At 34.7% G+C, this 25739-nt stretch carries 16 protein-coding genes; 13 read left to right on the forward strand and 3 right to left on the reverse strand.

Annotation, left to right across the window (positions count from 1 at the left end):
* The first annotated feature begins 297 nt into the window (after nt 1–297).
* From VB264_RS15280 to VB264_RS15300, 5 genes are all read left to right on the forward strand, one after another.
* Nucleotides 298–1377, forward strand: a complete 1080-nt coding sequence (locus VB264_RS15280) for a hypothetical protein (RefSeq protein WP_323250665.1) — start codon at nt 298–300, stop codon at nt 1375–1377.
* A 45-nt stretch (nt 1378–1422) separates the two neighbouring features.
* Nucleotides 1423–3219 carry a GMC family oxidoreductase gene (locus VB264_RS15285; RefSeq protein WP_323250666.1) on the forward strand — a complete coding sequence of 599 codons (1797 nt, stop codon included), beginning with the start codon at nt 1423–1425 and terminating at the stop codon, nt 3217–3219.
* An 11-nt stretch (nt 3220–3230) separates the two neighbouring features.
* Nucleotides 3231–4379, forward strand: coding sequence for a cupin domain-containing protein (locus VB264_RS15290; RefSeq protein WP_323250667.1), 1149 nt, complete (start codon nt 3231–3233; stop codon nt 4377–4379).
* 32 nt (nt 4380–4411) lie between these two features.
* The gene (locus VB264_RS15295) at nt 4412–5659 is read left to right on the forward strand and encodes a cupin domain-containing protein (protein ID WP_323250668.1); all 1248 of its coding nucleotides are present in this window, start codon (nt 4412–4414) and stop codon (nt 5657–5659) included.
* Between the two features lie 586 nt (nt 5660–6245).
* Nucleotides 6246–8297 carry a glycogen debranching protein gene (locus tag VB264_RS15300; RefSeq protein ID WP_323250669.1) on the forward strand — a complete coding sequence of 684 codons (2052 nt, stop codon included), beginning with the start codon at nt 6246–6248 and terminating at the stop codon, nt 8295–8297.
* Between the two features lie 266 nt (nt 8298–8563).
* Here VB264_RS15300 and VB264_RS15305 read toward each other — a convergent pair whose 3' ends face one another.
* Both VB264_RS15305 and VB264_RS15310 read right to left on the reverse strand, forming a co-directional pair.
* Complete coding sequence (locus VB264_RS15305; protein WP_323250670.1) at nt 8564–8896, reverse strand: Tn3 family transposase; 333 nt, start codon at nt 8894–8896, stop codon at nt 8564–8566.
* Between the two features lie 112 nt (nt 8897–9008).
* Nucleotides 9009–9557 (reverse strand): recombinase family protein, encoded by a 549-nt coding sequence (locus VB264_RS15310; protein ID WP_323250671.1) that lies wholly within the window; start codon nt 9555–9557, stop codon nt 9009–9011.
* Between the two features lie 340 nt (nt 9558–9897).
* Here VB264_RS15310 and VB264_RS15315 point away from each other — a divergent pair, with 340 nt between their 5' ends.
* From VB264_RS15315 to brxL, 8 genes are read left to right on the forward strand one after another with little or no spacing between them, the layout of a single operon-like run.
* A complete protein-coding gene (locus tag VB264_RS15315) occupies nt 9898–10074 on the forward strand; it encodes a helix-turn-helix domain-containing protein (RefSeq protein ID WP_323250672.1) in 177 nt (58 codons plus the stop codon).
* On the forward strand, nt 10074–10682 hold the full coding sequence (locus VB264_RS15320; protein ID WP_323250673.1) for a DUF1819 family protein: 609 nt from the start codon (nt 10074–10076) through the stop codon (nt 10680–10682). The genes VB264_RS15315 and VB264_RS15320 overlap by 1 nt, the downstream gene beginning before the upstream one ends.
* Before the next feature lies 1 nt (nt 10683).
* The gene (locus tag VB264_RS15325) at nt 10684–11268 is read left to right on the forward strand and encodes a DUF1788 domain-containing protein (protein ID WP_323250674.1); all 585 of its coding nucleotides are present in this window, start codon (nt 10684–10686) and stop codon (nt 11266–11268) included.
* Complete coding sequence (gene brxC, locus VB264_RS15330; protein ID WP_323250675.1) at nt 11265–14765, forward strand: BREX system P-loop protein BrxC; 3501 nt, start codon at nt 11265–11267, stop codon at nt 14763–14765. The genes VB264_RS15325 and brxC overlap by 4 nt, the downstream gene beginning before the upstream one ends.
* Entirely contained in the window at nt 14765–16357 is a 1593-nt protein-coding gene (locus tag VB264_RS15335) for an RNA-binding domain-containing protein (RefSeq protein WP_323250676.1), read from the forward strand. Before brxC ends, VB264_RS15335 begins: the two co-directional genes overlap by 1 nt.
* A 35-nt stretch (nt 16358–16392) precedes the next feature.
* The gene (gene pglX, locus VB264_RS15340; RefSeq protein WP_323250677.1) at nt 16393–20202 is read left to right on the forward strand and encodes a BREX-1 system adenine-specific DNA-methyltransferase PglX; all 3810 of its coding nucleotides are present in this window, start codon (nt 16393–16395) and stop codon (nt 20200–20202) included.
* A gap of 11 nt (nt 20203–20213) precedes the next feature.
* The gene (gene pglZ / locus VB264_RS15345) at nt 20214–22709 is read left to right on the forward strand and encodes a BREX-1 system phosphatase PglZ type A (RefSeq protein WP_323250678.1); all 2496 of its coding nucleotides are present in this window, start codon (nt 20214–20216) and stop codon (nt 22707–22709) included.
* 2 nt (nt 22710–22711) lie between these two features.
* A complete protein-coding gene (gene brxL / locus VB264_RS15350; protein ID WP_323250679.1) occupies nt 22712–24724 on the forward strand; it encodes a BREX system Lon protease-like protein BrxL in 2013 nt (670 codons plus the stop codon).
* Nucleotides 24725–24995: 271 nt separating this feature from the next.
* Here brxL and VB264_RS15355 read toward each other — a convergent pair whose 3' ends face one another.
* Nucleotides 24996–25739 carry a zeta toxin family protein gene (locus VB264_RS15355; RefSeq protein WP_323250680.1) on the reverse strand — a complete coding sequence of 248 codons (744 nt, stop codon included), beginning with the start codon at nt 25737–25739 and terminating at the stop codon, nt 24996–24998.

Raw genomic sequence — 25739 nt, forward strand, 5'->3', positions numbered from 1 at the left:
CATCAAAAGTTAAAAAAATAAAGTAAAATAAACCTTTGTATCTTTAAAAATTAGGCTTGACCACACTCATCATCTTATATTTATAAGTACAAGCTATTGTGGATTCGTACGACCGAAATTGTACTTTACTAGACACGCAAGACTTACAAAATCTTGATACGAGAAAGTTTATACAAATAAAATATATATGGACTTAACAGATTGTTAAATAAATAACGAATTAAAGAGCTATAATTAAGAGTTAGTGAAAAGATTACACTCTGAATCGATACAATACTTAAACATAAATCATTTCTCATGGCGGCACCTTATGCACAATTTCCTAAAAGAAACGACGAACAAATTTTAAACTACTGTACAAAACACCTTGCTAGAGGAGTTAAGTTATTTCCTGACAGTGTTTCAAATGAGTCTTTCAATCTTTCAATTATTTCTGAAAATTGGCGTTTCCCTATAATAGAGCCTGCATTAGATATTAATGGTGTAACGGGTGCTGTTAATTATGTTACCTTAGTTTGGATAGTAAAACCTGGTGATGGTACAACCAGTGTAAAAGCTATTGGCAGTTTTCTCCCTTGGTATGAAACTGTTGAACTTACTTCAGTAAAATTTGAAAACCATGATACCAATTTCTTTGCCTGTCAATTGCTTCTTCCTATTGGCAAAAGCTATTACTATAAATTTATTGTTGACGAAACAACGGTTATAGATCCTATAAACCCTCAAACTAAAATACTTGCTAATGGCAAGCAATGGTCTTTTTTCTTCACGGATTTTTATAATTCATCTGAAGAATTTGAAGCATGGGAAATAAGCCTGTTATATCGCCTAGTAAATCAAATTGTGCCTTTCAGAACAAAAGATGCGCAAAATTTCATTAATCGATTTTATTTGTCTCTTGCTAAACCGGATAGGCACGATATGCCAATTTATAAACTTGATGAATCGCTTGGTGAAGTGAATTTTATAACCAATCTTTTAGTAAAGGAAGAAAGACATCATTTAAATGATTACAAAATATGCTTGAGCATTATTGATCAGATCTTAAGAAAAAGAAATCCAACCGTAGATTCTTGGACTGTATCGGAACAATTACTTAATGATTTGTATGATGAAATGGCTTCAGGCAATGTGCCAGGCTGGGACTATAATGCTTATAATAATCCCATTTATTTTCTTGGCTTAGTCAGAAGACATACTCTTACTGGAGCCTTTAGCCATCCAAGGTATGGAGGAAACATAGGAGGTGCTGGTTGGAATTATCTACGGGAGAAATATGATATAAAAAACAATTCCGCGCAGGTTACGGGCAACAACTTCAATTGGCAAATGGCTATAGAAAAGCAAATAGGAACTAATGCTGATTACAAGGGATAAATTAAGAAATCAGCATTCATTTAATTTACTTAAATCAACATAGTTATGTACGATGCAATCATCATAGGAAGTGGTGCTGGTGGAGCACCTATTGCTCATGTTTTGGTCAAGCAAAATAAAGTTGTTTTGGTCATAGAAAAAGGTCCCCTAATTAGGGCACAATCTGACACAGAATTAAGCCAATTTAAGAGAGATGAACTGATTTCCGATGGTGTAGAAAAGGTAGTCAATATTAACGTGTCAAACAGGGGGCAACCATTTTATAATAGCCATGTCGAACCAGATATAAATGATGAGCCACATATCTATAAAGATGGGAATGGACAGGATGTAGCTACTATTGAAGGCTATACAGCCCAATGTGTGGGAGGCGGAACAAATTTGTATGGTGGTGTTTCGTTAAGGTTTACACCAACGGACTTTGCGCTTCAATCATTCAACGCAGGAAGGTCATTAAAAAATGATCCGAATGGCGATGTTGAAAGAGAATGTAGGAACTGGCCATATGATTACAATACCTTACTTCCTTTCTATGAAAGAACAGAAGAAGTGATTGGAATAAATGGCACTTCAGCTAATCAATTAAAACCATGGAATGAAGATAAATATTTAAGGTCACTACAGCCTAACCCAATCAGTATTTATGCCTTTGATGGGATGACAAAATTAGGTAATCAATTAAATTCTTCAAACCCAGCCAAACCATACAGAACTCCGCTTGCCGTAATCACGGAAGACCATTTACCAAGTGGAAGGAAAGTGCCTACAGACGCTGAGAGTATAAAAACAAGTTACGTAAATAGGTATGGAGACCCCTTAGGGTTCAAATCAAGTACATGGGTATCATTGCTTTCCCCTATTGAAAAGCTACCCAACCTTACGATAAAACCAAATTGTGTAGTTACACATATTTCATCACAAAATGGCAAGGTCAATAAAGTTTTTTACCTCAATCCTGATGGCACACCGCAGGAGGCTGAAGGAAAAATTGTAGTGGTAGCCTGCAGTGCAATCGAATCTGTAAGGCTTTTAAAAGTATCTGCTTTATTAAATCAGGATTTTGACCAACGCATCAATCAAAATAATCTATTGGGTAAATATTTTCTAACACATGCCTTTGGAGGTGCTAGTGGTTTAATTCCCAACAGGGTTGACAAATCTGTTGCTCTTGATTCTGATTGGGCAACAGACTGCTGCAATAATGATAAGTTTTTAAAAGATGCAGGGTTATGGGCAGGGGCAACTATTTACAACAATACGTCTGATTCTGCTTTACCGCTTTCCTTGTTTCGTACAAAAGATGCGATGGACTTAGATATGCTTTGGAAAGGGTTACAGTATGATATGAACCTAAGAGGTGATAAAATCACTGATTTTTTAGATAAGAATTTTGGTAGGCGTTTATCTATTTCATACATGGCCAATCAGGTTCCTCAATTTAATAATCGCATTGATCTGCATTCATCAATAAAAGACAAATGGAACAGGCCAGTTGCATACATTAACAAGAGCTGGCATAGCCATGACATTGCATTAATGGATACCATTGCAAAAAACTGCGGCGAAGTACTCAGGCTTGCAGGCATGACGGAAATAGGGTTTGGCAGTAGCTATGGTGCTGTAAACGGTTTAATCAGGATTGCCAATCATGTATTAGGTGGTGCAAGATTTGGAACAGCAGAAAATGATTCAGTGCTGGATATGAACTGCAGAGCCTGGCATTTTGATAACCTGTATGTAACAGATGGTTCGTTTATGCCAACATCTGGAAGCGGCAATCCAACGCATACTATTGAGGCCAACTCTTTCAGGGTGGCAGACTATTTACTAACTATACTTTAAAATAGCTGAATATGGATCCACTATTTTCGGAGATATTCTCCAAACCAGATAATGAAATTTTTAAAGTTGTATTTTTTCCTGACAGGATTTATCATGCTGCATATCTTAATGCAACCGTGAGTGAACGGTACAGGTACAATGTAACAGAAGTAAGAAATAAAAGCGACATAACTTTTATAAAAGCTCAGGTATTTCAGGATGGAAGATTTTTGGCTAATGTTTTCCGTATAGAATACCATGCCATTCGTTTGGGAGAAGTTACAAGGGAAAACAACCGTTTTTTGCAAATGGGTATAAAATGCACTCTTAATATTGAACTGCCAGGTGGGTCAAAAGTGAATGCACAGGTTACATTAGGCTATTGTAGTTGGGTACGGGCATATCAATGCGAAATTTGGGACACCCTTGAACCAATTCCAGGTGCTGTACATCACTTTAAAGTGTTAAGTCAGATGGGAAAAAACGGAGCTATAACACATGTTCCAAAACTTGCAGATGCTTTCAAAAACATTAAAGATATTAAGAAAATTGAAATTACTTTCCGGGAAAATGAAACAGACGAACCATTTGGATATAAAATAAATAACCCGGTATGGGATAATGATTATACCCGTTCTTACCAGGTACCAAATACAAACGAGCCAAGCTCTCCACAAAATACGGTGGAAGTAAAAAATTACCTGATAGATTTCCAGCGGGGCTGGTTTATGGATTCGGCTAACGTAAAACCCGTAAGATATTCCAATGCTATGATGGAAAATCACAATCCTAATTTCAGACCAGATGGAACTAACATAGTTGAGATGAAATGGATCCTGCAAAGGGAATTAGGCGGCAATCTTGTTTATTTTCATGAAGTAAATGTCACTCCTGGGAGTTTTGAAGGTGTGCATCAGCATATTGGTTCGGAAGAACTCTATTATATAGTTTCTGGAGAAGGAATTGCATACATGGGGCATGATGATGACCCTGCATTTGATGATGCCACACAACCTATTGTAAAACAGGAAATTTATTGCATCGGGGAAAAACCTGTCAGGGAGTTACCTGTTAAGCCTGGAAAAATTATTTATACAAAAAGTGGCGGTATTCACGGAATAAAAAATACATCCCCTACCACGCCATTGATATTTGTAGCTTTTGGATACCATTGTTCATAAAAATATTTACCAATTAAACTCAACGATTTTTTATGGCTCAAATAGTAAAGAACGATAGCACAATTGATGTAACGTCGACAATAAATTACAATGTCCGTAATCCTGTAATTAAGTTGATGACCATCATGCAGGAATCAAGTTTTATGGCCGAAGATATGTCTGCATACACTACAGATTCATTGCAATATCTTTTCCCATTTTCACATCTTGAACTGTATGGCCCTGCTGGAAGCGACCATTCTATATTAAACCCCGAAATACAGGACCACAAAACCGATTTTCAAAAACAGAATATCAAAGATTTTTTGCTTACTGATGCTTATTTGGTAAGAGGATGGGTAAGTGTAGCCCAATGGACTGGTCCGTTTATAAAGTTTTCTTACAGGGGCGATACAGATTCAGTACTTAGTAAAGCGTCAGGCAATAATCTTAGTTCGTTTATTTTTTTGTGGGCATCTATTCAGGGAAAAGCAATGAGAGAGCCAATACAAGTTCCATATAACACTGATACTAACTGTTACGAAATTGAGCTATGGGGCTATCCAGGTGATGATTTATTTAACCAGCTTGGCGCCAAGGGTAAAAGCTCGATGACAAAAGGTTTATTAATAAACCGTCCAGATTTAATTAAAGGTTCTTTTACTGATTTTGCCAGAGAAGGTTTGGATGACAGGAATATGTATGAAGTATCACCAGAAAACATAATGCACCCTATACTGCCCTTAAATGTAGAATTGGCATGGTGCGACCATACTAAAACATTTTGGGATTCAAATAACAGCACAAACTATCACTATTCATTTAATATGATTCTAAGAGGATGGAATAATTATATGCAGGTTGGAGTTAGCGGTAGTCCGCATGGTGGTGTTGGTTTTTTGCATTACCGAAACTTATTGTCTAATTATAAACCCTACACAAAATTTACAGAGCTTGCTAGGGAAGTTGAGCCATGGATGTTTGATGCAAATCATGAAAAAGGCAATAAAAAAGAAGAGGGTTTTTTAGCCGTTGAATATGTTGACTTACATATATTAAAAGGTGAATGTGCCATAGGTATTCATCGCCATAGAGACAATCAGGAAATTTTCTTTTTATTAAATGGCAAAACTATAATGATAACCGGAGATTGGTACCAATTTCCAGGAAGAGAGAGAGCATTTGAGATAAGGACTTTATTGCCCGGTTCATTTACACTTTTAAAATCTGGTCAATTGCACGCCCTTGTAAATGCATTAGATATTGATGCTACATTGTTAATGTTTGGCGGATACGATTAAATATACATATTTTATAAATAAAATATGATTTTGAAAGATTTAAATTGACTAATCCACAAATGTTTAATCAGACTTGTAAATTATCATTTAAACGATTTCGGTAAGTTCCATTAACTATTCAAAAACATTTAATATGTTGGGGTAATTATTACAAATTAAGTCTGTTCATCAAAGTGTGCCTGTTTAAATTTAAATTTAAGTTTAATTTATTTACTTTTACCAGACACAATTTATTATTGAGACTCCTTACAATTCTTATTTTGAGGTCTGTAAGAAGAGTTTAGAGAACTCAAATGGCATAAATCTATTAATATAGATTTCACAGTTTTTTTTAAATATATAATATCAACCTTTCCTGAAAAGACTAATTATATACTGATGCCTCTGTTAGAAAGAAAGTGATGGTCTTGTTCATCCAATATTATTACGATCTTGCAGTAGTACAAAGGTGGTTTCATGAAATTCAAAATTCGTCCCAAACAAGAAAGGCATTTGAAGGTCTGATGTTTTCCTTATAATAAACAACCTGTTATTACCAAAAAAAATGTAAAATTCTTAACTAGAAAACAAGTCTAATAGCCAAAATATGAATCACTGGATACCAACAGAAGGATTGTCTTATCCACTCGGTGCAACCTGGAATAATGAATTGCAGGGTTTCAATTTTTCATTGTATTCTAAGGCTGCTACTACACTGGAATTATATTTCTTTAAAAAAGATAATCCATCCCAGCCAGTATACTCATTTTCGTTTGATCCAATAAAAAACAAAACATCTACTATCTGGCATTGCTTTATTCAAGAGTCTGCTCTAAATGCTGCTGACAGCTATGCTTATCGTGTGGATGGACCTTCTGAAATAGGCAATAATTTCAATTACCACAAACTACTCACCGACCCTTGGGCTAAAGCTATTTTTTTTCCAACAACATTTTCAAGAAGTGCAGCGACGCTTAATGATGATAATATAGGCAGAGCAGCACTTGGATTATTGATTAAAAGAGACTCAAATCTTGTAAATTTTGATTCAGATAAATCTAAGATACATTATCATGATTTAATCATTTATGAAATGCATATCCGGGGTTTTACAAAGCATGACAGTTCTGGTGTATCTAATAAATTCAAAGGAACATTTTCAGGAGTAGTGGAAAAAATACCTTATCTTCAGGAATTAGGTATTACTGCTGTTGAGCTAATGCCCATTTACCAATTTGACCCTCAGGAAGGGAATTATTGGGGTTATATGACTATGAATTTCTTTACCCCCCATCATATATATGGCTCTTCGAATGATTCATGGGAACTTGTAAAAGAATTTAAAAAAATGGTAATGGCACTGCACACTGCAGGTATAGAAGTAATCCTTGATGTAATTTATAATCATACAGTGGAAGGAGGTAAACAAGGTCCTGTTTATTCCTTTAAAGGAATCGACAATTCTTCCTACTACTTACTTACACCAGATATGAAACATTATGCGAATGATGCAGGTACCGGCAACGTGATGCGTACCTCACACAGGATAGTTCGTAAACTTATTTTAGACTCTCTTCGATATTGGGTAACCGAAATGCATATTGATGGTTTTCGGTTTGACCTTGCAACAATCTTTACACGTAATGATGATACAACTGTTAACTTAATCAATCCATCAATACTAGAAGAAATTTCAATGGACTCCATATTATCAAAAGTAAGATTGATAGCGGAGCCATGGGATATTTCATCTTATCAATTAGGAAGAACATTTCCTGGTTCAAGTTGGGCACAATGGAATGGAGTCTATAGAGATGATATACGTAAGTTAATAAAGAGCGAAGATAACATGGTTGCCACTGCTATGACAAGAATTTACGGTAGCCCCGACCTTTTCCCTGAAATGCCCCCCTTTAATTGTAAGCCGTGGCAGTCTATAAATTTTATTACAAGCCATGATGGATTTTCTTTGTATGACCTTGTTGCATATAATCAAAAACATAATTTACAAAACGGTCTTAATAATTCTGATGGCTCTTACGATAATCATAGCTGGAATTGCGGATGGGAAGGTGATGAAAATGTACCCCTAGATATAATTTTACTCAGAAAAAAACAAGCAAAAAATTTGATGACAGTCATGATGTTCTCAAATGGCATTCCTATGTTTCGAATGGGAGATGAATTTTTAAATACACAAAAAGGAAATAATAATCCGTTCAATCAGGATAACGAAACGTCATGGATTAACTGGAATCGAAAAAATGAGTTTGATGATTTTTTCAGGTTTACAAAGATGCTAATAGAACTTAGGAAAAAACATCCTTCCATATGCAGAGGTCATTTCTGGGGAACTGATGTCCAATGGTTTGGTGTGGATGGCGGACAGACTGATATTTCATATTCATCCAAAACACTAGCCTTTCTACTAAAGGGTACTTCAATGAATGATGATGATTTTTATGTAATTATTAATTGCTATTGGGAGTCTCTAACGTTTCACCTTCCTTTTAATATTTTTGGCTGGAAAATGGTGATTGATACTTCATTTACAAGCCCTAAAGATATAAATACTTTTGAAAAAAGTGTACCTATTCTTAACCCATATTACTTTGTTCAAAGCAGATCCATAGCTGTATTACAAAAAAGATTTGATTGATTTTTCCTAATGTGAAAATCATCTTATTGAATAATATAATTAATTTAGGCTTCCCTTTAGGAGTGTAATCGTTTAATTATCAATATTTTACCAATAAAATAGCCCCGAAAGAGTGTCAATACTGGCAATTTTCGGGGCTTTTCTGTATTTTGTATCTGCTAAGAAAATAAAACACAGATGGTTACAATTAAACATTTATGGGTAAAGTTACATAATAGCAACATAACTAATTGATAATAAATAGATTATCTTTCAAAAGTCAAATTTCAATCTTTCCAATCAAAATTTATTAATTCTTCTATATTAAAATCTAAGGCGTTATGCAGAGCTTCCTTTGAGAAATCGAAAGTACCATGAAGATTGATGTGCTTCCATCTAATAGGTGAACTTTCTTCGATGGCTTTGATTAGTGTTTTTCTTTCCTTTGAGTTTGCTTTGAGAACCTCATTACTCATATACAAATAATTCCAAGCGATGATAGTGTTTTGAATTAATCGCCTGCAAACATCGGCAAGCAATTGTTCAGTTTTTGTGGCAAACTTTATTTCGCCACTATCGCCCCAACTGACAGCACGAGCAAATTTAGGGGTCAGCGACACATTCTGGGTGAACGCACCAAGACATTCTTATAACTTTCTGTAATACAGTAAGTTATACCAGAGCATTTTGTGTTTTATTAGGTTTCATTTATCAATAGCATTTCGGTTGAAATTATCGCTTCAAATACTTATACAAAGTAGGCTTTGTTATTTTCAAGGTTTCGCAAATTTCTTTGATAGTATGATTTCTTGAATCGTACATGGTTTGTGCCGTTTTTTGTTTGGCTGCATCCAATTTTGGTTTTCGCCCTCCTTTAATTCCTCTTGCTCTGGCAGCTTTTAAGCCCGCATTGGTTCTTTCTACGATTAAATTTCTCTCAAATTCTGATAATGCTCCGAAAATATGGAAAATTAGTTTTCCTGTTGGATTCCCCGTATCAATACTTTCTTGCAAAGATTTCAACATTACTTTTTCCTTTTCAAGGTAATTCATCCAATCAATCAAATCTCTTAGGCTACGACCTAAACGGTCAAGCCGCCAGACCACCAGTGTGTCCCCTTCTCTGAGTTGCTCTTTTAATTTGTTGAGTTCGGGGCGGTCAGACTTTACCCCACTGATTTTATCAATAAATATTTTCTGACAGCCCGCAATTTTCAGTGCATCGGTCTGAAGGTCGGTGTTTTGGTCAATGGTAGAAACTCTGGCATATCCTATTAGCATAAAATTGAGGTCAAAAGATTTTTAATGATTAAAAGTGTAAAAATAATCATTTAGGATTGAACTTGTTTAACTTTGATTTATTAACATAATTATTTTACTCAAAATGCCCCTTTTCCAATTACTTTTTCGGCAAATCAAAAGAGTAAAGAATATGAGCGTTTGATTGGACTGAAAGTTTTATAACTATGGATACTCTTGCAAAAGTGATACAACAAATTTTTCCATTATAAACATTTTACTCTTTCCCACATATTAAAATATTCAATCGTTACTTTTTAAGTTCTGAATATATATTCTAACTTTACAGCGAAGAAAAACTTTAATTTTTTTTTAAGTATTTATGCTAAAAGATTTATTACAGTCGAAAGGAATTAAACAAAAATGGCTTGCGGCTAAACTTGGAGTAAGCGAAGTTACTCTTAGTAGTTGGGTAAAAGGGAAAAGCATCCCACATAAAAAGCACTTAGAAAAGTTAAGTGATCTTTTGAATATCCCTTTGCAGAGCTTAATTAAATAATGATGATTGAAATGAAAGTAAAGTACGATTTCACTTTTACTGCTGCTTCTCTGAGATTACAAGAGATGATATTGGTTGCCAAAGCATTCAATGATAAAAGGGAGATAGACTATACCAATGAGTTGGGCTCAGGTAAAGCATCAACAGGGAAAAGAATATTTTCAGAACTCAGAAAAAGAGTATCACAATTAACAAAAGAAGAGATTGAAATCTTGATTAATGGTAGTTTAACAGCACAAAAACAGGTTTCACTTATTGCTGTTTGTAAGAGCCATCCCTTTATCGGAGATTTTGTGATAGAAGTACTGAGGGATAAACTTTTGATTTTTGACTACCAAGTTTCAGAAGGTGAATTCTTATCCTATTATAGAAGAAAGAATGAAATGCATCCTGAAATGGATTCACTCACAGAAATTACACAAAAGAAAATCAAGCAAGTAACTTTTAAGATATTAGAACAAGTTGGCTTAATAGATTCTATAAAAAATAGATGTATTCAGCCTCAAATTATAGATTCATCTCTGTTAAATGCTGTAATTAATGATAATCCTAATTGGCTTAAATTTTTACTTATAAGTGATACAGATATAAAAAATAGCATTTATTAGTATGAAAGATATAAGTACCCAGTTTACCCATTTATATAAAGTAATCTCTTCACAAACCTTCCTCAATAGAGAGTCTTTAGGTGGAGAAATCCCCTTTTTTATTTCAGCCTACAATGCTAAACAAGAGTTAGAAATAAAAGAATCAATCAAGCAATTAATTAATAAATTAGAGACCTCTGGCATATCAATACTTGAATTAGACTTATACGAATTGACTTGTGAAATTTTAACAAGAAAAGGTGGTGTCGAGAGAATGTTACACATAGAAAAAACAAAACCTAAGGATAAATTTTTGAGAGCCCTACAATCCACCTTAAATATGCAACAGGTACTAATGCCCTTAATAAAAACGAAGATTGAGGAGTCAAATGCAAAAGTATATTTTATGACAGGTATTGGGCTTGTATTTCCATTTATTCGATCTCATAATATTCTCAATAATCTCCAGAATATTGCTAAACAAGCACCAACAATAGCATTTTTCCCAGGGGAATACAATGGTCACTCATTAAATCCTTTTGGGCTATTAAAAGACGATAATTACTACAGAGCGTTTAACATTGAAAACATAGAAGTAAAAGGATGATTATTAAAGACTATTTTCAAAATGATATTAACAGAAATATCGAAACTGTTATTAAGGCTGATGACAGAGAGAATGTTTCTACCGAAGTTTCTGAATATGTCATAACCAAAGAGATTGCAACCAAAATCAAGGCTTTTTTCGAGGCTTATAATAACTATGCAGGAGCGAATGGTGTTTGGATTTCTGGCTTTTTTGGAAGTGGTAAATCCCATTTATTAAAAATTCTTTCGTATGTATTGGAAAACAAAGATTTTAATGGTCTGAAGAGTGGAGAGGTATTTGCTTCAAAAATTGAAGACGATGAAATTCTTAAAGGTGATATTCATTCTGCTACAAGAATTCCATCTGAATCTATTCTTTTCAATATTGATCAGCAAGCTCAAATTACCAGTAAAGCCGATGAAAATGCTATTCTTTCTGTATTCTATAAAGTATTTTATGATCATATTGGCTATTATGGATTTCAACCACATGTTGCTGAGTTTGAAATGTGGCTTGATAAACAAGGGAAATATCAAACTTTTAAAGCAAAATTCAATGATGCTTACCAAACTTCGTGGGAAGAAGCCAGAATGGATTATTTTGACCCTTTAGTCACAGAGACTATTGCTGAAGTATTAGCAGAAATCAATAATACTGATGTTGCTAAATATGAAAATATTTTAGATACGCTGGAAGATGGTCATAAACAGTCTATTGAAAATTTTTGTCAGAGAGTTTTAGACTATATCAAACTCAAACCCAAAGGTTTTTGCTTAAATTTCTTTGTAGATGAAGTCGGACAATATATCAGCGACAATACGAAATTGATGCTGAACCTACAAACCATTGCCGAAACTTTGGCGACTAAAACCAATGGACGTTCTTGGATTTTAGTTACTTCTCAAGAAGATATGGAAAAAGTGGTTGGTGATATGAATAAAAGCCAACAGAATGACTTTTCAAAAATTCAAGCTCGTTTCTCTATTAAAATCCCTTTGACTTCGGCTAATGTTGATGAAGTAATTGAAAAACGTTTGTTAAAAAAAAATAACTTAGCACAGCAACATCATATAAATATTTATCAAAAAGACCATGCTCATTTTGATACCTTATTAAGTTTTTCTGATGTCGGAATACAATTGAAAGGCTATAAAAATGCACTTGATTTTGCCAATAAAATTCCATTTGTACCTTATCAATTTGATTTATTCCAACAATGCCGTAGAGCACTTTCTACCCATAATGCTTTTCAAGGAAAACACGCTTCTGTGGGTGAAAGATCTATGTTGGGGGTTTTTCAACAGGTAATTAGAAAAATTGAAAATCAAGATGATACTTCATTGGTCAGTTTCGATATGATGTTCGATGGGATTCGTAATGAGCTCAGAGGTGAAATACAAAGTTCAATTGTACTTGCTGAACGCAATTTGAATAATGCTTTGGCCATTCAAGTATTGAAAACTCTTTTTTTAGTTAAATACTTTAGCAATTTTAAAACAACAAGACGTAATATCTCGGTATTGCTTATTAATCGCATTAATATTGATTTAAAATTACATGAGAAAAACATTGACGAAGCGCTAAATCTTTTAGAACAACAAAGTTATGTACAACGCAATGGTGATTTATATGAGTTTTTGACCGACGATGAAAAAGACATTGAAGAGGAAATTAAAAATACAGATATTGATGACCAAGCCGTTACAGACCTTTTAAAAGAAATCTTTTTTGATGAGATTATAAGTGATAATAAACTAAAATACCTTGATAACAAACAAGACTATGAGTTTACAAGCAAAATAGATGGTATTACTTTAGGAAGAGAAAAAGAGTTAGAGATTGAGATAATCTCAGAAAATTTCTATTATTATGGTAACGAATCTCTAATTTTAGCACAGACAATGGGTAGAGCTGGCATGAAAGTCATTCTCCCTTCTAATCCGCTGTTTATCAAGGATATTAAAATGTATATCCGAACAAATAAATACATCAAACAAACTCAATCTACTACTAATAAAGACACTATTAAGCGTATTCTTAACGAAAAGGGCACACAAAATGCCATACGTAAGCGTACCTTGAAGCTAGTGGCAAACAAAGATTTAGCTGCAAGTACGGTGATGATGAATGGGCGAAAACTGGAAATGTCACCTACAACAGAAGGAAAGACTCTTATCGTCAATGCGTTCCAAGATTTGATAAAAATTGTTTATCCAAATCTTCGTATGTTAGGAGCTACGCTTTACAGTGAAGAATCTTTTAAAACAGCTCTTAAAGCTAATCAACTAAAGGTTTCAGGCATTGAAAACGATACAATCTCTGAAGCAGAGGGAGAAATACTTACGGCTATCAATAGACGTAAAAACCAATCTGAAAGAACTTCCTTAAATGATTTAAAAACTATCTTCTCCAAAAAACCTTATGGATGGTACCAAAATGCCATTTGGACAATGGTAGCCAGACTCTATAAAAGGGGGAAAATTGAAATCAGAAAAGATGCCAATATCCTTGACGATGATCAGGTAGCACTAGCCTTGCTCAATACGTCTCATTATCTTTCTACTTTAATTGAAACTCAGGTTGAGGTTGATGCCAAATTAGTAAAGGCACTCAAACAGACTCATGCTGATTTTTTTGACGAAAATAACCCTGCCCACGATGCTAAAGAGGTCGCTAACGCTTTTAAATTAAAACTCAAAGAGACGCTTACACAGCTGAATGAACTTCTTGCTAAAAAAGCTATATTCCCTTTTTTGAGTAGCTTAGAAAGCTTTAGAAACACATTAGATACTTTAAGCAAAAAGGAATATATTTTCTATTTATCTAACCTCAAAGAGTTTTCAGATGACATATTAGATGCAAAAGAAGACTTGTTTGACCCTATCAAAAAATTCATCAATGGCGAGCATGCTACTATCTATCAGTCTATCCGTACTATGCTGGATAGCGATACTTCCAATTTTGAATATATTGAAGGAACAGAACTGGCTACACTCCGTGACCTACTCAATCATCCTAAACCCTATTCAGGAAATTTGATTCGGGAGGCTAAAACTGCGAAAGATGATTTAAGCAGAAAAGTATTAGAAAGAATTAATGAGGAAAAAACAAAAGCAATCACTGCTATTCATGCTAAGATTGAAGACTTACGTCATAAAGACGAGTATATTTCTTTGGATTCGGTAAAACAAAACCAAATTATTCGTCCTTTAGAAGAGGAAATAGACAAATTAAGAAAACAGCGTTTTATCGCTAATATTCGTGATGCAAAAAGTAGAACGTTAGAGGTTATTTTCCCTCGCCAGCTCAATGAGATGATACGTTTATCTACGCCCGTTGTTCCTTCGGATTCAGGGGTACAAGAGCCGAAACCTCATTATGTGAGAACTTCAGCCATCAAGGTTCATTATGCTAAATCTGAACTAAAAACTGCTGAAGATGTAAATGATTACATTGAAGTACTCCGAGAAGCATATCTCCAACAAATTAAAGAGACTAAACGCATTACTTTATAGTGACAAAAGAAACATTAATAGCAAAACTCAAAGACCTTGAATGGGAAGATTTTGAGGTAAAAGAAGCAAAAGCTGACCTGCCAAAATCATCATGGGAAACCGTAAGTGCTTTTGCCAACACAGCTGGTGGTTGGTTGGTTTTTGGAGTAAAAGAGCTAGGAAAGACTTTTGAAATCCAAGGGGTTACGAACGCCGAAAAAATAGAACAAGATTTCCTTAATACTTTACGTGGCGAAAAGTTTAATTTGCCCATCGCTCACAATCAAGCTAAATATGATATTGATGGCAAAACAGTTTTGGCATTTTACATTCCTGTATCCAATAAAAAACCTGTTTATTTCAATACCCCTGCCAATACCTATATTCGCAGGGGAAGTTCTGATCAAAAAGCGACTAAAGAAGAGATAGATACTATGTTCAGAGACCAGACTTTTGGCTGGAAATCCTCTGAAATTGCACCTAATACAGATCGTTCAAGCCTTAACGAAAGCTCTTTAAAGCGTTATAGAGACTATATGTCTCGTTTTAATCCTGATGTAAGCTATGTTCAATATGAAGAAGAGCTTTTTTTACAAAAACTAAGAATCATTGAAAATGGAACTTGCACTTACGGAGGTTTACTATTTTTAGGAAAACGGGAAGTAATAGAAAAGCACTTTCCTGATTTCAGGATAGATTTACTGGAAATTCCGGGTATTAGTTACAATGATGCAAAATTCAGTTATACCTTTCGTATCGACGAACAAGAGAATCTTTGGGAGTATTACTTTGCTTGCTTTGCCAGATTAAAACAAAGAATTGACGTGAAATTTAGGGTTAATTCAGAAGGTTTTGGACAAGAATTTTCTACGGGTTTAGATGCTATTCGTGAGGCACTTGTCAATTTATTGATGCACGCTGACTATTTTTCGCCTGCTCATTCTCGTATTCGCATTTTTTCCGACAGAATAGAGTTTTTTAATCCTGGTGGTTTTCCCAAACCTTTGGCAGAACTGAAAGGGAAAGACATTTCATTACCTAGAAATCCTATTATTTCTAAACTCTTCCGTATGGCAAAATTATCCGAAAATGCTGGAATTGGCTTAGAAAAAATGGAAAGTAACTGGAGGGCTTATAACCAAACTGCTCCTGAATACGATCTTAGTTTTGATTTCTCTATCACCAGTTTTCTGACAGCCATACCTTCTACTGTTGCCGAAGAAAAAACGTTAGAAGTAACCAGTGATTACGATAAGGTTTTATCCGAAATTAGAAAAAGTTTTGGTACTGTCAGCAACCGAATGAATACGGATTCTACTGAAAATACTGCTTATTTCCAAGATAATTACGGGTTAATTACGGGTTATTTACGGGATAAATACGGGATAAATATAAATGCAATACTGGATAAGTACACAGATAGACTAATATGGCTTTTGATACTGACAGCTATAGAACCCAGCATCAATAAACAAAGTATCGCTAAAATCTTGAATAAATCGTTGAGTAGCATCGAGAAAGACTTTAAAATACTCAGGGATATAAATATACTTATGCGTGAAGGTTCTAATAAGGTAGGCTTTTGGCAAATTATACATCAGCCCAATCAATAACCACTAACAAGAATCCATCACTCAAAACACCAAAGATGAATACCAACGCTTTAAAAAAATTCGCTCAAGAAACTCGAAAAAAATTGATGCAGCAAATCAAAGCTCGCCTCGATTTTGTACTCCATACTGATTCCCCTATTCTACGAGAAAAGGCTACACAAATACAAAAACTTAGAGAGGCTATCGCCCAAACAAGCGAAGAACAAATCATCGAAAAAGTTACTTATACTTGGTTTAACCGTTTGATGGCTTTACGCTTTATGGATGTAAACGAATATCAACCTTTGAATATTCGTATCATCACGCCCAAGGATACTTATACACTTCCTGAGTTATTGGATGAAGCCAAACAAGGACATATTCCTGAAGAATTATTGGAGGGAAACAGACCTTTGGTGAATAGCCAGAAAATCTATGACTTGCTCGATGGTAAAATTCCAAGTAATGACCCTCAGAACGAGGCCTATCAATTATTACTCATTGGGGCTTGTAATCATTTGCATAAATCCTTCCCGTTCTTGTTTGAACGTATCGAAGATTATACCGAATTGCTTTTACCCGAAGACTTAACTTCTGCTCTTTCAGTAGTGCATGATATTCGTACTGGCATGAGTCACGAGGATTGTCAAGAAGTAGAAATCATCGGCTGGCTCTATCAGTTTTATATTTCAGAGAAAAAAGATGAAGTTTTTGCAGCTAAATCTGCTGTAAAAAAAGAAGATATTCCTGCCGCTACACAGCTTTTCACGCCTCGCTGGATTGTGGAGTATATGGTACAAAATACCTTGGGGAAATTGTGGCTACAAAACCGCCCAAACTCTCGCTTGCGTGAAGTGATGCCCTATTTTATAGATTCTCCTTCGGTACAAGCTGAGGAGTTTTTGAAGGTAAATTCTGTGGAAGAAATCACTTTGCTTGATCAAGCCTGTGGCTCGGGACACATTTTGGTGTATGCCTTCGATTTGCTTAGTAAAATCTATGAAGAAGAAGGCTACAACCAAAGCGAAATACCGACGCTCATCTTAGAAAAAAATCTCTTTGGCTTTGAAATAGACGAACGTGCCGCCCAATTGGCAGGCTTGGCTTTGATGATGAAAGCCCGTAGCTATCACCGCCGTTTCTTTAGAAAAGAATGCAAACCGACTATTCTTTGCTATCAAGATTTGGGCTTCAATGTTTATGGAATTAATGGCTATCAAGAAACTTTTAGTGTTCAAAGGGATAATGCGAATTTAAAATATATCCTTGAGACGGGTTATTTTGTCGCTGAAAACGTCCTGAAAGAATGGGAAGAAAGCTTTACTGATAAAGATACTGGCGAAGCAGTTACAATCAATAGAACAGAAGTATTGCTTAACAAAGGTTTTAAAACATCAAAAAATGATTTGGAACTCCTCAAACAAGCTAAATCAGACCTAATCCATTTGTATGTGGATGAAATAAAAGACCTTTTTAGAGAAAATACGATTCCTCTTTCTGAGGCATTGTATCGAGACCTAAGGCTTATGATACAAGCGACTAACCTTGGCTCTTTAATCTCTCCAAAAACTTCCGCTGAAGAACTAAAAGAAACGATAAAGCTTATTGATGAGGAATTATTGACGGCTTTCTTCTTTGAAGAAAATAAACTCAACCAAGTAAAAAAAGCCCTTGAACAATTATTACTCCTGAGCCAACGCTATCATTGTATTGTAGATAACCCGCCGTATATGGGTGGCGGAAACATGAACAAAGCTTTGGGCGATTTTGTAAAAATACAATATCCCGATAGCAAAGCCGATTTGATGGCTTGTTTTATGGAAGCGGGTTTACGAATGCTATATCCTATGGGCTTTTTAGGCATGATTAACCAACACTCTTGGATGTTTTTGAGTAGCTATGAAAAACTAAGAGAAAAACTCATACAAAGCACTTTTTTTGATACTTTACTCCATTTAGGCCCCCGTACTTTCCCTGAAATTGGTGGTGAAGTAGTACAAAATACCGCTTTTAGTTGTTGGAATACTACCCACGATGCCAAAGGCTCTTATTTGCGTTTGGTGGATTTTAACAGTACAGAACAAAAAAGGGATAAAACAATTGAAGCCATACAAAACCCTGATAGTGGATGGATTTATAGAGCTGATCAAAAAGATTTTGAGAAAATACCAAGTAGTCCAATTGGTTATTGGCTAAGTAACACTTATCTGGAATCATTTAAACTGAAAAAAATAAATGACATATTCACTCCTAAACAAGGGTTAGCTACAGGTAAAAATGAGAAATTCATGAGGTATTGGTTTGAAGTTCCTACTATAGCATTTCATAAAAATTACATTTCATTTAGTGATTGTTTTTCTGAAGGGGCGAACTGGGTTCCTTATAGCAAGGGAGGTGCGTTTAGAAAATGGTATGGTAACAATGATTATGTTGTATATTGGAAAAATAGCGGACAAATTATTAGAAATTTTAAGGATGATAATGGAAAAGAGTTATCCAGATTTCGTGCGGCTAATTATTACTTTAAAGAAGCTATAACTTGGAGTTTGACATCTTCTGCAAATGGTGGGTTTGCTTGCAGAATGAGACCTAAAGGGTTTGTTTTTGATATAAATGGAATGTCATTATTCGATGATAAAAAAGTAAGTGAATTACAAAGTGTTGCTTGTTTATTAAATTCAGTAGTTGGAACCTCTTTTTTAAAAGTTATAAATCCTACTATGGCTTATCAAATAGGAGATATTGCTTCTGTACCATATCATGATGATATTGATTGTAATCATTTTAGTTTTGAAACTAATGTAAATATTTCCAAACTAGAATGGGATTCCCGAGAAACTTCATGGGATTTTCAGCAAAATGAATTAATCAGACTACAAGGGCAAGATTTGGAGGAAAGTGTAGATTTGTTTAAAGCCTATTGGGGCAATAAGTTTTATGAATTGCACCGCAACGAAGAAGAACTTAACCGCCAATTTATAGACATTTACGGTCTGCAAGATGAACTCACACCCGATGTACCCTTAGAAGACATTACAATTTTAAAAGACGAAAGTAGTATTCAAAATGGGCAATTAGTCTTTAATGCTTCCGAAATCATGGTACAGTTTGTTAGTTATGCTGTGGGCTGTATGTTTGGGCGTTATTCACTTGATAAACAAGGGCTTATTTTAGCTAACCAAGGCGAAAGCCTTGAAACGTATTTAGGCAAAGTAGGTAAAACCCTAAACGAATTACGTTTTGTGCCTGATGAAGATAATATCATTCCGATACTGGATGACGAATGGTTTGAAGACGATATTGTAGGGCGATTCAAGGTATTTTTAAAAGCCTGTTTTGGCACACAAAATTTTGATAGAAACTTGGCTTATGTAGAAGAATGTTTGGGCAAAGACATTAGGAAATATTTCACCAAAGATTTTTACAATGACCATATCAAACGCTACAAAAAGCGTCCTATTTATTGGTTGTTTTCATCGCCAAAAGGCTCGTTCAATGTGCTAATCTATATGCACCGCTATACGCCAGATACACTCAACAGTATTTTAAATGACTATTTGGTAGAATACCGAGAAAAACTTAAAAACCGTGTAGAATATTTTGAACACATAGAAATCTCAGGCAGCGGAGCAGAACAGACCAAAGCAGCCAAAGAAAAAGATAAAATCAAATTGATATTATTAGAATTACAAGAATACGAAAGAGAGATACTCTATCCATTAGCGATTGAGCGAATAGCCATCAATCTCGACGATGGCGTGTTGGTAAACTATAATAGAATGGGAAAAGCCATCAAAGAAGTATCAGGACTAAACGATAAAGCAACCCAAAAGAAAGTAAAAGCCTTTGATTGGGTAAAGTGGTGATTTAGAAGACAATGAACAACATAGCAGAAGTATTACAAAAGCGATTTGAGGATCATAGAATTATTTTTTGGTACGATACCAAATCTGAATTATTAGAGCAATACCAAGAAATATCCTTAATTGGGGTAGAGAAAATACATGTACAAAGCAATGAGTTTGAAGTAAAATATATTACCCACAAACAAAGACCAAAAGATAAATTTTTACTCTATTTCAGTGGGCCAAAGCCAGCACACGAAGACAATTGGCTATTGGATATGGAACTAGCACACCATGTATTCCAAACCGACCCAGAAGCCATGCTTATACAAGAAATGGGACTGGATAGCCATTTCAAAGACTTAGTTGCTGAACACATTGAGTTTTTTAAAGCTAAAGACCGTAAAACAAAACTAAAAGAGCTGCTTGTAGAAGGAGATAGCCATAAGCAAATTCGTCATAAAATGCTTTCGGTGCTATTTGGAACAGAAAATATCAGTTTTACCACTTACATTCATGCCCATACTGCTGCGTATTTAGATGGAAATGAAAAGCACAACAGAGATTTAAAACACTATAATCTCAAGGATTTTTATTGGGGAGAAATCAAACAGCAATATCACTATCAAAGCGATAATCCATCACTTTATGATTTTCTGTTAGAGGTATTTAATACACATTTTGTATTAGGCAAAAAAACAAATCTAAGAAGAGATTCTAAACTAATTTTATCCCTTTGGAAAGATACTATTCTATACAGGGAATACTTTGCCAAAGTATCAGACAAAATAGCGGTGGATATTAGTGTAGAAGACAAGCTATATCAAGCGTCGATAGATGACATTATTCAAGATGATTTATTTCGTTTAACAGATTTAAAAATCATTCATGAATTGTCAGAATCCATTAGTAATGAACATATTACTAATGAAAAGGTCTTGTACTATGTAAAACAGCGAGAAAACAAATTTTGGTATAACGAAGTAGCCAATCTGTATCAGAGCTTAATCTTTGCCTCTGAATTGATTAGTTTAATCCGTAAATATTCGCAAGTAAATCATAACAGTTTTGAAGCAAGTACACAGCAATATGCTGATACACTTTTTGAAATAGATCAATGCTATCGAAAATTTGTTTGGTATTATCGTAGAACTAATCAAAATAGAATTTTAACTACCATTGCCGAAAAAGTAGAAAAAGTATATACAAACGATTGGCTTTTGACTTACAATAATAATTGGCAAGCTATTATTGATAAATTGTCAGCTTGGCCCAATGAGCCAAAAAGCGGACAAAAACGTTTTTTTGCAAACTACGTAAAACCCATCATTGATAAAAAGCAACGGCTTTTTGTTATTATTTCAGATGCTTTCCGTTACGAATGTGGAGCAGAGCTTACCAAAAGATTACAATCTGAGAATCGTTATCATGCTACAATTAGTCATGCTATCAGTAGCCTTCCCTCCTACACGCAACTTGGTATGGCTTCTTTGCTACCTCATTCAATCCTAAGTATTCAAGATAATAGTGATATTGTTTTGGCTGATGGTATTGTAAGTAGTGGTATTCAAGGCAGAACAAAAATTCTTGAAAAAAATGTAGGGATACGAGCCACAGCCATCAAAGCAGAAGAGTTTATGAAACTCAATACTGTTAAAGAAGGACGAGATTTTGTAAAACAGTACGATCTGATTTATATCTACCACAACAGAATAGACAAAGTTGGAGATGATAAAATTAGCGAAGATAAAGTTTTTGAAGCCGTTGACGATGAGATACATTTCTTGATTGAGATGCTTAAAAAAATTACAAACATGAACGGCAACAACATGATTGTAACTGCAGACCACGGTTTTATGTATCAGCATAGCGATTTAGACGAAAGTGACTATAACGAATCGACACACTCAGGAGAAATCTGGAAAGAAAACAGAAGGTTTGTGATTGGTAAAAATTTAAAAAATGATGCTTCTACCAAACAGTTTAAGGGAGCAGATTTGGGGATTGCCTCAGATATTGATGTATTGATACCAAAATCCATCAATCGCTTACGCATTAAGGGAGCAGGTGCAAGGTTTATTCATGGAGGAGCAAGTATGCAAGAAATAATAATCCCCGTGATTAAAATTACAAAAATTCGACAAAACACTACAACGCAGGTAGAAGTAGATATTATAAAATCAACAGATAGAATTACGACGAATATTTTATCAGTATCATTTATTCAAACAGAATTAGTAAGCGAACAAGTATTACCAAGGGCTATACGAGCCAGTATTTATGCAGAAGATGGAGAATTGCTGAGTGATCAGTTTAGATACAATTTTGATATACAAGAAGGTACTGAACGCCTAAGAGAAGTAAAACACAGTTTTCAGCTAAGTGCTAAAGCAAGCAATAAATATAAAAACCAACGAGTGAAATTAGTATTAGAAGAACCTTTAGAGGAAACTTCAAAATGGAAACATTATAAAGATTTTTACTACACATTAAACATATCGTTTACAAACGATTTTGATGATTTTTAAGGATGAAAGCACTTGACTCTAAATTGAATGAACACTTTGGCGGAAAGGTTGTTCGTAAAGACCTAACCAAGTTGGTAAAAGGCAATGCCATTGTTCCTATTTATGTCTTAGAATATCTTCTGGGACAATACTGTGCTACAGACGATGAAGAAACCATTTCTCGTGGCATAGAAACGGTAAAAAATATCCTTGCCAAACATTTTGTTCATCGAGATGAAGCTCAGATAATTAAATCAACCATTCGAGAAAAAGGTTCTCATAGGATTATTGATAAAGTATCTGTAAAACTCAATGACAAACAAGACCAGTATGAAGCCTATTTCGCTAATTTAGGACTCAACAGAGTACCCATTGCAGATGATATTATCAAGACCCATCAAAAGCTATTATCAAGTGGCGTTTGGTGTATTCTTACTTTAGCTTACATTTCTTCAGACGAAAAAGATAGAACGCCTTGGGTTATAGAATCTCTAAAACCAATACAAATTGCAGGGGGCGATATAGAAGAATACAAAGAGGGGCGTAAAGCATTTTCAAAAGACGAATGGATAGACATACTGCTACAAACGATGGGCTTGAATCCTGAAGAGTTTAGTTTCCGTTCAAAACTACTACAACTCACTCGATTAGTCCCATTTGTCGAAAACAACTATAACTTGATGGAACTTGGGCCAAAAGGCACAGGTAAATCACATATTTTCTCTGAACTATCTCCACATGGAATGTTAATTTCTGGGGGCGAAGTATCAAAAGCGAAACTATTCGTCAATAATAGTTCTGGGGAAATCGGTTTAGTAGGCTATTGGGATGTAGTCGCTTACGATGAATTTGCAGGCAAAAGCAAGAATACAGACAGAGGTTTGGTGGACATCATGAAGAACTATATGGCTAATAAGTCTTTTTCAAGAGGAACACAAGTATATGGGGCGTCTGCCTCAATGGTATTTGTTGGCAACACAGACCATACGGTTGAGTATATGCTTAATCATAGTAATTTATTTGATGCCCTTCCAAAAGACTATTATGATACTGCATTCCTTGATAGAATTCATGCCTATTTACCAGGATGGGAGGTACAAAAACTTAGAAATGATATGTTCACTTCTGACTATGGATTTATTGTAGATTACCTTGCTGAAATACTCAAAGAACTTAGAAAAGAAGACAGAACCCATGAATATGCCCAATATTTTGAGCTTTCGGATAGTATTACCACTCGTGATAAAACAGGGATTGTTAAAACGTTTGCTGGCTTAGCTAAAGTTATTTACCCTGCTGGAGGAATGAACCAAGCAGAGAGTCAAGAGTTATTAGACTTCGCCATTGAATGTAGAAAGCGAGTAAAACTACAGCTGCAAAAGATGGACGATACTTTTGAAGCAGTTGATTTTAGTTATCAAAATAAACAAACTAAGCAAAAAGTAAATGTAGAAACACTGGAGGTTATTGAATACGGTTTACCCAAAGAAGTAACGACACAGGTTGTATCAGAATCAAATTCAACATTATCAAGTGTACAAAATTCGCAGAAAGAGTTATTAGCAGGGCAAAAAATCATAAGAGATAATCAGCTTGGGATTTCATACAATAATCTTTTTGGCGACTACTTAATAGATGCAACAGAAATTACCATTATAGATCCTTATATCCGTCTGCCTTATCAATTACGTAATTTAATGGAATTGATAAGTTTGATTTATGCTAAAAAACAAATAGGATCAACCATAAAGCTACATTTGGTAACCAGCAACAATGAGGATTTTATACAAGGAGTTAAAGGAGCTTTTAATCAAATAACAGACTCATTAGCGTCAATGGATATTATATTTTCCTATGAATTTGATGAAAATATACACGACCGTTCCATACAATTAAACAATGGTTGGAAAATAGTTTTAGGCAGAGGCTTAGATATTTGGCAAAAAACGGGAGGTTGGTATGACATCAGCGAATATATTCAAGAAAGGCGTCTTTGTAAAGCTTGTGAAATTACATTTCTAAAATCAGAAAATTAAAATTATAAAAAATTACTAAAACTGAGAATACTATCTTTAATCTGTTGATTATACTAACCCCCAACCAGTCTTATGATTTCCTAAGACCTAAAACAAAGAAGAGCCTCACGCTCGAAAAGGCTTATTGAAAATATTAAAATGTTTCAAGGCAAAAGGAATATTTATCCCCAAATACATTCTAAGAGCTTTACGCTCTTTAACATTTTGGGGCGTTGGGAACAACCTACGACTAGTTTGAGTCATTTTCAAGTAACATTAAATACTCCAAAAATTATACATAGTATTTTAAAACATAATCAATAAACCAACGAGGTAATAAATCCGAATCAACCTCTAGTTTTAACTTACCCTCTATTTTTGTTGCGATAAGTCTGAATTCCTCTTCTGAATTGTCAAACAAATAACATTTATCTGTGTTCTCAATAGCATTGATGAGGTTATTCAATGTATTGTAATACCTACTCTGTATTTTGTCAGAATCAACTCCATGTCCTCCTTTTACCACCCTATTCTCAACCCTTGAGATATTAACCTCTGGATCATCAATACATATAAAGTACAAGTAAGTTTTGTATCCGTTTTGTTTTGCTTCAACTATTTCCTGAATTTTTGACGGGTGACTCATCACTGTTTCAAAACAAAAATCAATCTTTTGTTTTTGTACATGGTGTCTTAAAAACGCACTTATCAAAGCACCCTCGTAGCTGTGCGTTTCTTTTTGAATATCAACAATAACATTCTCTTTTATTGTAATATCTATAGGTCGTTTATCTTTGCTCGACTTCTCTATCAGTGATTTAGCACGCTCAGTTTTAAAAAAATCATCTAAATCCGCTTGCGTCAAGCTTAAATCGTAATCATGCAAGTCAACATATCCCTTTGTTGCGAGCTCCTTTTCTATCAGGTCTGCATTTAAGAAAGGTCCAGTAGTATATTTTTTTGAAAAAGAATCGAACAATGTACTTTTACCTGAACCATTTGGGCCTGCAAAAACCCTTAACCTTGGCTTTGACAT

Origin of the sequence: Arcicella aquatica (assembly GCF_034928825.1) — a bacterium.
Classification (GTDB): domain Bacteria; phylum Bacteroidota; class Bacteroidia; order Cytophagales; family Spirosomataceae; genus Arcicella; species Arcicella aquatica.